This is a genomic window from Segatella sinensis, assembly GCF_040095255.1.
In the GTDB taxonomy this organism is placed as follows: Bacteria; Bacteroidota; Bacteroidia; order Bacteroidales; family Bacteroidaceae; genus Prevotella; species Prevotella sinensis.
The window spans coordinates 1-11,211 of sequence record NZ_JBBNGE010000073.1; the positions used below are offsets into that span (position 1 = coordinate 1).

8 protein-coding genes are annotated in these 11,211 nt (G+C 50.0%); 1 reads left to right on the plus strand and 7 read right to left on the minus strand.

What is annotated here, in order from left to right:
- Positions 1 to 274 precede the first annotated feature (274 nt).
- Genes nqrF through AAAT87_RS14075 form a run of 6 tightly spaced genes read right to left on the minus strand, consistent with a single transcriptional unit; the run spans position 275 to position 5,993 of the window.
- The gene (gene nqrF, locus AAAT87_RS14050; protein WP_089542481.1) at positions 275 to 1,549 is read right to left on the minus strand and encodes an NADH:ubiquinone reductase (Na(+)-transporting) subunit F; all 1,275 of its coding nucleotides are present in this window, start codon (positions 1,547 to 1,549) and stop codon (positions 275 to 277) included.
- Between the two features lie 18 nt (positions 1,550 to 1,567).
- Positions 1,568 to 2,191, minus strand: coding sequence for an NADH:ubiquinone reductase (Na(+)-transporting) subunit E (gene nqrE / locus AAAT87_RS14055; protein WP_006848996.1), 624 nt, complete (start codon positions 2,189 to 2,191; stop codon positions 1,568 to 1,570).
- Between the two features lies 1 nt (position 2,192).
- On the minus strand, positions 2,193 to 2,819 hold the full coding sequence (locus AAAT87_RS14060) for an NADH:ubiquinone reductase (Na(+)-transporting) subunit D (RefSeq protein WP_295025005.1): 627 nt from the start codon (positions 2,817 to 2,819) through the stop codon (positions 2,193 to 2,195).
- A 12-nt stretch (positions 2,820 to 2,831) separates the two neighbouring features.
- Positions 2,832 to 3,434, minus strand: a complete 603-nt coding sequence (locus AAAT87_RS14065) for an FMN-binding protein (protein ID WP_118311115.1) — start codon at positions 3,432 to 3,434, stop codon at positions 2,832 to 2,834.
- A gap of 18 nt (positions 3,435 to 3,452) precedes the next feature.
- Positions 3,453 to 4,610: an NADH:ubiquinone reductase (Na(+)-transporting) subunit B gene (locus AAAT87_RS14070; protein WP_349226756.1), complete on the minus strand. Its 1,158-nt coding sequence runs from the start codon at positions 4,608 to 4,610 to the stop codon at positions 3,453 to 3,455.
- Positions 4,611 to 4,637: 27 nt separating this feature from the next.
- Positions 4,638 to 5,993, minus strand: a complete 1,356-nt coding sequence (locus AAAT87_RS14075; protein WP_295025004.1) for a Na(+)-translocating NADH-quinone reductase subunit A — start codon at positions 5,991 to 5,993, stop codon at positions 4,638 to 4,640.
- Positions 5,994 to 6,185: 192 nt separating this feature from the next.
- Here AAAT87_RS14075 and AAAT87_RS14080 point away from each other — a divergent pair, with 192 nt between their 5' ends.
- The gene (locus tag AAAT87_RS14080) at positions 6,186 to 10,565 is read left to right on the plus strand and encodes a translocation/assembly module TamB domain-containing protein (RefSeq protein ID WP_349226757.1); all 4,380 of its coding nucleotides are present in this window, start codon (positions 6,186 to 6,188) and stop codon (positions 10,563 to 10,565) included.
- A 239-nt stretch (positions 10,566 to 10,804) separates the two neighbouring features.
- On the opposite strand, the gene AAAT87_RS14085 is transcribed toward AAAT87_RS14080, so the two are convergent.
- Positions 10,805 to 11,149: a transposase gene (locus AAAT87_RS14085; protein WP_349226758.1), complete on the minus strand. Its 345-nt coding sequence runs from the start codon at positions 11,147 to 11,149 to the stop codon at positions 10,805 to 10,807.
- Positions 11,150 to 11,211: the final 62 nt, after the last annotated feature.

Consider the following 11,211-nt stretch of genomic DNA (forward strand, 5'->3'; position numbering starts at 1 on the left):
CTAAATTCAATGCAATTCTTGCTGTAGTACAACAGTAAGACGATTACTCATGCCCATAGGGGTGCTGAGTAGTTACGCTTCATACGCTAAATGTTTAAATTTCTTAATTTTCGTGTGACGGTTTCGTGTGACGGATATGTGCCAGATTTGCGCCAAATAAACACGAACAAATATATAACAAATCTTAGAAAGTAACCTCCCTAAACGAAACAAAGCCGCTGGAAACCAGCAGCTTTGTTAATGTTTGATATATGTTTGTTGATGTTTGCTAATACTAGCCAAAATTATCGTACATGATACTCTCAGGATCAACTCCCAGAGAATCCAGATAATCTGTAACGGTCTTGATCAACATTGGAGGTCCGCAGAGATAGTACTCGCAATCCTCTGGTGCCTCGTGATCCTTCAAGTAGGTATCACGGATGCAGTTAACAGCAAATCCCTCGTAGTACTTCACGCCCTGAGCATCTGCCACTGGGTCCTTGCGGTCCAATGAAAGATGGAAGTGGAAGTTAGGGAATTCCTTCTCAAGCTCCCAGAAGTCCTCCAGGAAGAATGCCTCACCCAATGCACGAGCTCCGTAGAAGAAGTGAAGCTCACGATCTGTAGTGTGCAAGGTCTTGGTCATGTGCATGATCTGCGCACGCAATGGAGCCATACCGGCACCACCACCAATCCAGATCATCTCCTTGCCTGATGTGAAGTTAGGATGGAAGTCGCCGTAAGGACCACTCATCATTACCTTGTCGCCTGGCTTCAATGAGAAGATGTAAGAAGAAGCGATACCTGTTGGTACGTTCTGGAATCCTACCTGTGGACGTGGCAAGAATGGAGTTGTGGCGATACGTACGGTCAGGGTGATGATGTCACCCTCGTCAGGATAGTTCGCCATAGAGTAAGCACGAACGGTAGGCTCTGGATTGTGAGCCTTGAGAGAGAAGATGTTGAACTTCTTCCATGCTCCGATGTACTCCTCGCCAATAAGATCCTTGTCGAAGTCCTTGTCGTAATCGATGCAGTCGTATGCAGGAATCTTGATCTGAGCGTAAGAACCCGGAACGAAGTCCATGTGCTCGCCTGGAGGCAAAGCCACCTTGAACTCCTTGATGAATGATGAAACGTTCTTGTTGGAGATAACCTCGCACTCCCACTCTTTCACGCCCATCACGCTCTCAGGCACCTTGATCTTCAGGTCGCCCTTCACCTTGCACTGGCATCCCAGGCGCCAGTGGTCCTTAATCTGCTTGCGGGTGAAGTGAGGCTTCTCTGAATCGAGAATCTCGCCGCCGCCCTCGAGCACCTGAACCTTACACTGGCCACAGCTTGCCTTACCGCCGCAGGCAGAAGGAAGGAAGATGCCGTTCTCATTCAGCGTAGTCATCAAACTGCTGCCCTGAGGCACGTTGATGGTCTTGTCGCCATTGATTTCGATATTTACATTTCCGCTAGGGCTCAGATACTTCTTAGCCACGAGCAGGATGATAACCAGCAGGAGAATCACCACGAGGAAAACTCCGATACTAGCCAATATAAATGATGTATTACCCATATCTATAGTCCTCCTATTTTAGATTTTCAAGCCTGAGAAGCAAAGCATAGCCATTGCCATGAGGCCTACTGTGATAAATGTGATGCCGAGTCCCTGCAGTGGCTTTGGCACGTCGCAATACTGCATCTTCTCGCGGATGGCTCCCATCAGGACGATGGCGAGAGTCCAACCCAGACCGGAACCTACGGCATAAACGATGCTATCCCATACAGAGGTGATAGCCTGAGTATTGGTAGGCTCCATCAGGATGCGCTGCTGCATGAAGAGAGATGCACCCATGATGGCACAGTTTACGGCAATCAATGGCAGGAAGATACCCAAGGCTGCATAGAGCGATGGTGAGAACTTCTCTACAATCATCTCTACCAGCTGCACGATACCGGCGATGACGGCGATGAAGAGGATGAAGCTCAGGTAAGTAAGGTCAACACCCAGAATGCCATCGGCGCTGAGCACCTTGGTCTGCAACAGGTAATCTACAGGCACGGTGATGAGCAACACGAAGGTTACTGCCAAGCCCAGGCCCAAAGAGGTCTTCACGTTCTTGGATACTGCCAAGTATGAACACATACCCAGGAAGTAGGCGAAGATCATGTTATCGACGAAAATCGAACGGAAAAACAAACTTATTGCGTGCTCCATCTTACTTCTCCTCCTTATAAATATAGGCACGATGTACCCAGATTACACATCCAACGAGAATCAATGCCATGGCTGGCATGGTCATCATACCGTTGTTAACATATCCAAAGCTGTAAGCTCCCTCTGGAATCAGCTGGAAACCGAGCAGAGAACCACGGCCCAAAAGCTCACGCACTGCACCCACAATCACGAGGATGAGGGCATAACCCAAACCATTACCTACACCATCGAGGAATGAAGGCCAAGGCTTGTTCATCATGGCAAACGCCTCCAATCGACCCATCAGGATACAGTTGGTGATGATAAGACCCACGTACACAGAGAGCTGCACGCTCACGTCGTAGGCGAAAGCCTTCAACACCTGGCTCACGATGGTTACCAGGGCAGCCACTACCACCAGCTGGACGATGATACGGATGCGCTGAGGGATGGTGTTGCGGATGATGGAAATAATCACGTTAGAGAATGCCGTGATGATAGTAACGGCAAGTCCCATCACAATGGCTGGCTTCATCTGAGAAGTAACAGCCAGGGCACTACAGATACCAAGCACCTGCACGAGCACAGGGTTGTCGCCGTTCAGTGGCTTGATGAATGCCTCCTTATTTTGTTTACTAAATAATGCCATAATTTCGCTTAATTATTTAATGAATTTAGCAAGACCTTCCTTGAGCATTGCATCCACACCGTTGGATGTCAATGTAGCACCGGTAACGGCATCCACATTGTTAGGGTCGCTGGCAGGAGCGTCTTTCTCAACGCCCAGAGCGATGCCCTCTACTCCATCCTTGTGAATCTTCTTGCCCTGGAATTTCTGCTGCCACTTCAGGTTGTCCTTGATTTCAGCACCCAGTCCGGCTGTCTCGCCTTCGTGGTTGAAATATACGCCATAGATGGTGTTGTTGTCAGCATCCACGGCGATGAAGCCTGAAATGCCGCCCCAGAGACCCATACCCTTTACAGAATATACGGTCTTCTTCTGACCATCAATCTCGCACTCGTAATACTTCATGCCGTCCTTCTCCTTCTCGTCCTTCACCACCTCTTTATATTTGGCAGCCGCAGTAGCGTTGTCAAGGTCGCGCAGGTTCAGGGAGTTCAGAATCTGCTTCTGAGTATCAAGAGCCACGTTGGCATCCTGTGTTGCCTTCAGTGAAGAAGACACGAACGCGAGCAGGAATGCCACGATTACCACGATGATAACCGAATAGATAATAGTATAGCTATTTGAATTTGTCTTCATATCTACATTCCTCCTACATTATTTAATAGCACGTTTAGCACGGCGAGAGATGTTGCTCTGAACTACACAGTAGTCGATGAGTGGAGCAAACATGTTGCCGAAGAAGATAGCGAGCATCATACCCTCTGGATAACCTGGGTTCATCACACGTACGATAACGGCGATGGCACCGATGAAGAATCCGTAGAAGTACTTACCTTTCTCTGTACGGGCTGAAGTTACAGGGTCGGTAGCCATGAACACGGCACCGAAGCAGAAACCACCCAGCACGATGTGCTCATACCAAGCGATAGGTGTCATACCGAGAGCCTGGAAGATAAGCGCCATCACGATGCCGCCTGCGAATACAGAGCCCATGGTCTTCCAAGATGCGATGCCTGTCCAGAGAAGGATGATGGCACCGATGGCGATGGCGATGACTGAAGTCTCACCGATACTGCCAGGAATGAAACCGATGATAGAGTCGCAGAGACTTGCTGAAGGCATGCTGCCCTGAGCCAGCTGACCGAGAGGAGTAGCAGCTGTGAAGCCATCAGGCAGGGTGTTACCCAGACCGAAGATAGCATCCTTAGCCACCCAGACCTTATCACCACTCATAGCCAATGGATATGAGAAGAAGAGGAACATACGGGCACCCACAGCCACATTGAAGATGTTCATACCGGTACCACCGAAGATCTCCTTGCAGAAGATAACTGCGAAGGCGCACGCCAGGGCGAGCATCCACAGCGGTGTAGAGATAGGAATGATCAATGGGATGATGATACCGCTGACGAGGTAACCCTCCTGGATTTCCTCGTGCTTCCACTGAGCCCAGGCAAACTCGATGCCGAGACCCACGATGTAGCTAACCAGCAACTTAGGGAGGACAGCCAGGAATCCGAAGCCGAAGACCTCGATGAAGCTGGCAGCATCCAGTGTACCTGCAGCCTTGAAATTCTGGTATCCCACATTATACATACCGAAGAGCAATGCAGGAATCAGGGCGATTACCACAAAGCTCATGATGCGCTTCGAGTCGATAGAATCGTGGATGCTGGCTCCGCTCTTCGCTGTCGTATTTGGCACGTACAGGAAGCTCTCAAAACCGTCAAACACGCTCTCGAAGGCATGCAGCTTACCTCCCTCTTGGAAGTTAGGCTTTATCTTATTGAGATAATTTCTTAATGCACTCATTATTTTAATAATTAACAGTACTAAAAACTAAGCATTCTCCTTGCGCAGGATGTTCAGACCATCGCGTACAATCTTCTGCAATTCGAGCTTAGAGCTATCCACGAACTCAGCTACCGCAAAGTCCTCAGGACTAACCTCATAGATACCGAGCTGCTCCTGCTTGTCGATATCGCCTGCGATGATTGCCTTGATGAGATACTCACCGAAGATGTCCATAGGGAGAACCTGGTCGTACTCGCCGCTCATAATCATGTGGCGCTCGCCACCCTTGATGCGGGCATCGAGATTGTACTCCTTCTTCTTACCGAAGAGCCAGGAGAGATAGGAACGCGAGGTAGAGAACTGATCGGTTCGTGGAAGAATCCAGCCCAGCATCTCGTCGCAGTCGTCACCCTCTGGGATGGCTGTGATCTCTGAGGTGTGTCCGCCTACGTAATCTGCCAGGGTGGTCTTTACGCCTGTAAGCGGATTGCCATTGATGAGGCGAACGTGGGATGTGCTCTTGAGCTGTGCTTCAACGAAAGCTGCCAATGGAGTACCTACCAACACGTTAGCGTAACCGGTCAGCTTCATCTCGCTACCAGCTACAGCCACCTTCTTGTGCAGGTCAACCTTACCAGTAAGGAAGAGGCGACCGAAGAAGATTACCGATGCAGGATCTACAGTCCAAACCACCTCGCCCTTGTTTACAGGATCGATGTTGTTCACCTGAATGCCTACATTACCAGCAGGACAAGGACCATCAAACACATTGAGTTCCACGTTCTTAGCCTCGCCGAGCGCATTGCAGTGCTGCTCAACTCCAACGCCAAGATAAGTTTTCGCAATCTTGCTCAAGGCTGTCAAACCTGCCTGGAAAGCTTCCTCATTGCCAGCGAGTTCTACCTCGAAATCGGCAGCGAGCGGCATGTCGCGGAGGGCAGAAACGAAGATTGCCTTAGGAGTGGTATCCGGTGTGGTGGATACAGCGTAAGGCAACTGGTTGATGTAACCGAACAATCCAGCCTCAAGCAACGCCTGCTTCACGGCAGCACCATCCAACGACTCAACGTTTTTCTTACCAAAATCCGTAGAGGTCTGCTCAGCGTCTGCCTTCACCTTGATGCAAAGCACCTTGCGACGCTCCCCTCGCTCAATGGCGGTAACCTGACCGCTCACTGGTGAGGCAAACTTCACCTCTGGGCAAGCCTTGTTCACAAACAAGGCATCTCCGGCATTGACATGGTCGCCCTCGCGTACAACTACCTTAGGAGTAACACCCACGAAGGCTGCAGGTACGAGTGCATACTCGCTAGCCTGTACCACAGGGATGGCTACATCCTTGGAAGCCTTACCCGTAAGGTTAATGTCCAAGCCTTTACGTAACTTAATTACATTTGCCATAACTACATTAAAAATATTATATTTTAAAACTGATTTTCTGGTCTTATTTTGTGAAAACATTCAAATTATGCTGCAAAAATAGCAAAAAAAAGTAAGACGAGGAAGAAAAATCACTAAATTATTTGATAATGTAACAAAAAAGCAGTAAATTTGTGCCTAAATTTCAATACAGATTCAGATTGCAAGCCTGTTTTGACAAACACAGATTGCAAATTAACGGCAAATGCCCATTGCAAATTAACATTAAATATTCATAAGACTCTGAAACGATTTAAACATATCATCAGCTGTATCATCTGGACTATCTTCGCCCTTTATGTGATACTCATCGTACTGTTGCACCTGCCACCAGTACAGACCTTCCTCGGCTCTACCGTAGCCACTGCCCTCGCCCAGAAATTCGGAACAGAAGTGAGCGTGGGAAGGATCAACCTGGGTTTCTTCAACCGAATCATCATCGACGATGTGAGAATGCTCGACCAGAAAGGCGACAGCATGATCTATGCTTCACGACTCTCGGCAAAGGTGGACCTGCTGCCGCTGAAAGACGGAAAAATCTCGGTTTCATCGGCACAGCTCTTCGGACTGAGAGCCAACATCTACAGGCAGAATGCCAAGAGCGACATGAACATCCAGTTCATGCTCGATTCGCTCGCCTCGAAGGATACCACCCAGCACAAGCCACTCGACCTGCGCATCGGAAGCGTCATCATCCGCCACGGATCCATTGCCTACAACCAGCGCGACATCGCATCGGCTGCAGGAGTATTCTCGCCTCAGCACATCGGCATCAGCAATCTCTCTGCCCACATCGCCTTGCATCATCTCACAGATAATGATATTCATCTATCCATTAAGAAGATAGCCTTCACCGATAAATCAGGACTTCAAGTAAAGAATCTGCGATTCAAGGTGAATGCAGACAAGCATCAGGCGCGCCTGAGCGACTTCCAACTGGAACTCCCGAAGAGCCACCTGCTGCTGGAAGACCTCATCGCCACCTACCGCACAAATGAGAAGGGAACGCTCATCAGCGAAACGCTGCAGTTTGAGGGCGGCATCAAGCCATCGCTCATCACCCTGTCGGATGTGGCTTGCTTCGCTCCTATCCTCAGAAAATGGAACGATGCCCTCTACATCGACACCCACTTCTCGGGCACCAGTACATCGGCACGCATCCACCAGCTCCACTTCAAGACCCAGAGCGGAAGCATCCTGCTCAAGGCGAACGCCAAGGCAAGCGACTGGAACCGGAAGCTGCACTGGCTCGCCAACATAGAGACCCTGCGGGTTTCTGACGAGGGCGTGGAGCAGATAGCCGCCAACCTGGGCAGCAAAGTGAAGATTCCGAAAGAGGTGCTCCGACTGGGCAACATATATTATAAAGGTGTAGCCAGCGGAAAAGGCAAGAGCCAGATAGGAACCAAGGGCGTACTGCGCACCGATGCAGGAAACGTGGAGATAGACGCCCACCAGAACGGCAAGCAGCTCTACGCCCAGGTGGATACCAAGGGCATCAACCTGGGCAAGATACTCGACAATGCCAAACTGGGCATCATCGCCGCACACATCATCGCACAGGGTACCAAGGAACATCTTGTGGCAAAGGGCGAGATTCCGCTGTTCGACTTCAACAACTACCGATTCAGCAATATCAGGCTGAACGGCAGCTACAACAAGGGACTCATCGACGGACTCGCATCCATCGCCGACCCGAATATCAACCTGCAGGTGGCGGGCAAGTACTCCATCCCGAAGAAGCAGTATGAAGCCCAGCTCAACCTGGCGCATCTGCAACCTACCGTACTGGGCGTGAAGATGGCAGACAATACCTACACCCTGAACGACATCAGGGTGAGTGCCAAGAACGAAGGAGCAGACAGCTATCTGGACCTGGAAGCACCATTCGCCAACATCCACGTAAAGGGACAGTACGACTACGGAACCCTGGTTCAGACCATGACCAACATGCTGGCAAGCAAGCTGCCTACCCTACCTGGCATCGGAAAGACCAGCAACAAGGCAAGGAACAACTTCAGCATAGAGGCAGAAATAGCTTCTACCGAAATACTGCAGAGAATGCTGGGCGTGCCGCTCGACATCCTGCAGCCGTTGGTGATAGACGGAAACATCTCCGACCTAGACCGCTCGGTAAACCTCACGGCACAGTTGCCTGCCTTCAGCTACAACGGCAGCGACTACAGCGGCGGATCCCTGCAGATGAATACCGAGGGCGACACGCTGAAGGTGGATGCGCACATCAAAACGGGAGCAGCGGGCAGCACAAGCCCTACCCTGCACGTAAAGGCAGCGGCAGCCGACAACACACTGATGGCATCGCTGGGTTACAACAACCACTCCAAGAGCCTGCCTATCCACGGGGCGCTGAATGCCGAGGCGCAGTTCTACAAGAATACGAACAACGTATCTACTGCCCACGTAGATATCAAGCCATCGGTAATCCATATCGGAGAAAAGCCTTGGAAGGTGCACCCGGCTGACATCACCTACAGCAAGAACCACCTGGAGATAGAAAACTTCGAGGTGAGCCACGGCGACCAGCATGTGGCAGTGAACGGACTCGCCACCCCGAACAAGGAAGACTCCATCGTGGCGCAGCTGAAGGATGTGGATGTGGAGTATATCCTGAACCTCGTAAACTTCCACTCAGTGGATTTCTCAGGCAAGGCTTCAGGCAAGGCGATTGTGAAGAGCATCTTCAATGATCCTGACGCCTACGCAAAGCTCGACATCAAGGACTTCGAGTTCGAACACGGTCCGATGGGAATACTTCATGCCAACGTAAGCTTCAACAAGGAACTGAGCCAGATTGACATCAACGCCGTGGCAAACGAGGGCGAGGAGCACCAGACGCTCATAGACGGATATGTATCGCCGAAGCGAAACTACATAGACCTGGGCATCGAGGCGCAGGGCACGAATATGAAATTCATGGAGAGCTTCTGCGGAAGCTTCATGGACGACATCCAGGCAAGAGCCCATGGAAAGGTGAACCTGGTGGGCGACCTGAGCAACATCAACCTGGTGGGCGACATCTACGCCACCGGCAAGATGCACATGAAACAGCTGGGCACCGAGTACAGTTTCAAAAACCTGCATGCCCACGCCATTCCGGATGACATCCTGCTGAACAATGATACCATCTTCGACCGCAACCACAACATGGCACTCGTAAGCGGCGGTATCCATCACAAGCATCTCACCCGACTGAGCTACGACCTCACCCTGAAGGCGCACAACTTCCTAGGCTACGACACCCATGAGTTTGGCGACAACACCTTCTACGGTACCGTCAATGTCACCGGCGAGGTGGGTATCCACGGCAAGAGCGGCGAAACTATCATTGACATCGATGCAGAACCGGGACCTGGCAGCATCTTCGTATATAACGTGGCGAGTCCTGATGCCATCAGCGACAAGAGTTTCATCCACTGGCACGACATCGCTCCGGAGCTGACCGACAGTCTGAAGCTGCAGCAGAAAGATGCAGACGACGACATCGACTTCTCGTCAGACATGCGCATCAACTTTCTGGTGAATGCCACTCCTAACCTGACGCTGAAGCTAATGATGGACCCTCAGAGCGGCGACTACATCACGCTGAACGGCAATGGCGTACTAAGAGCCAACTGGTTTAACAAGGGATCCTTCGACATGTTCGGCAACTATGTGGTGGACCACGGAGTGTATAAGCTCACGATACAGAATGTAATCAAGAAAGACTTCGAGTTCATGCCGGGGGGAACCATCGCCTTCGGTGGCAATCCATACAATGCGCCACTGAATCTGCAGGCGAAATATACGGTGAACGGTGTTCCGCTGAGCGACCTGAGCATCGGCCGTTCGTTCAGTAGCAACAACATCCGCGTAGATTGCCTGATGAACATCACGGGCACCCCTCAATCGCCGAGCGTAGATTTCTCAATGGACCTGCCTACGGTAAACACGGATGCCAAGCAGATGATCTACTCAGTCATCAATTCGCAGGAAGAGATGAACCAGCAGGTACTCTATCTGCTCGCCATCGGACGATTCTATGCGCAGACCAAGAACAACCAGAGCAGCGAGGATGCCGACCAGCAGAGTCAGACATCGCTGGCGATGCAGAGTTTTCTAAGCGGTACGATTTCGCAGCAGCTCAACACCGTATTATCGAATGTGGTAAAGAGCAACAACTGGAATTTCGGTGCCAACATCTCTACGGGCGATGAAGGCTTCAATAATGCAGAGTACGAAGGAATCCTGAGCGGAAGGCTGCTCAACAATCGCCTGCTGTTCAATGGTCAGTTTGGCTATCGCGACAATGCGAATGCCACACAGAGTTTTATCGGCGACTTCGATCTCCGTTATCTCATCTTCCCGAACGGTAATCTCGCCGTGCGCATGTATAATCAGACCAACGACCGCTATTTCACCCGAAACAGCCTCAACACTCAAGGTCTCGGTCTGATTATGAAAAAGGATTTCAACGGCTGGCGCGAACTCTTCGGAATCAAGAAGAAGAAAGAGGTGAAGAAGAAAAGCGGGAGCAAGAAAGCCAGAAGCAAATAAAGCGGAAAGACGGAAGCAAATAAAGCAGATGACGGAAGCTTCCGTCTTCCCCAAGAGGTTGTGTCAAAAGTTCTGATAATGGCAGCGGAGGACGGGCTAAAAGCCCCAAAGTACCTAGGTGTCTCCAAGAGCGTAAACCCACCAAGCGTCCCGGCGGATTTGAAATCATAAGTGGTTGAAAGATTATTTTAGGCATGTTGCTCTATAAAGTAGGGATTCCTTTCTAAGGAATCCCTACTTTATAGAGCAACATGCCTGAATGGAGTCTTACTCAAATCCCCACCATTAATAACCACTAACAACGCCCCAACCCATTCTTGCATTTCAAGGTAAAAGTTAAATTTCGCAATAGAAAAACCGAGCTCATTTTCCTTTTTGTATATCATAACCAGCATAGAGGTAATAATAGTCATGTAGAGAATGACTTTTATGCCATTCTCATTAGTAGACAGAAAATGAGAAAAATTCAAATTCTGCTTTAAAAACTTAAAGTAAACCTCTATGTCCCAGCGCTTTTTATAACAGAACGCAATTTCTTGTGGAGTCATATCAAAGTCGTTAGTTATAACGTAACTACTCAGCACCCCTATAGAAAACTTCTCGTTAATAAAGCATAAACTTGATTTTGCTTATTTTCTTCATCCTT

Coding starts and splice junctions, on each gene's coding strand:
- AAAT87_RS14070 (WP_349226756.1), bottom strand. CDS start 4,610: ATGAGTGCATTAAGAAATTATCTCAATAAGATAAAGCCTAACTTCCAA.
- AAAT87_RS14060 (WP_295025005.1), bottom strand. CDS start 2,819: ATGGCATTATTTAGTAAACAAAATAAGGAGGCATTCATCAAGCCACTG.
- nqrE (WP_006848996.1), bottom strand. CDS start 2,191: ATGGAGCACGCAATAAGTTTGTTTTTCCGTTCGATTTTCGTCGATAAC.
- AAAT87_RS14075 (WP_295025004.1), bottom strand. CDS start 5,993: ATGGCAAATGTAATTAAGTTACGTAAAGGCTTGGACATTAACCTTACG.
- nqrF (WP_089542481.1), bottom strand. CDS start 1,549: ATGGGTAATACATCATTTATATTGGCTAGTATCGGAGTTTTCCTCGTG.
- AAAT87_RS14065 (WP_118311115.1), bottom strand. CDS start 3,434: ATGAAGACAAATTCAAATAGCTATACTATTATCTATTCGGTTATCATC.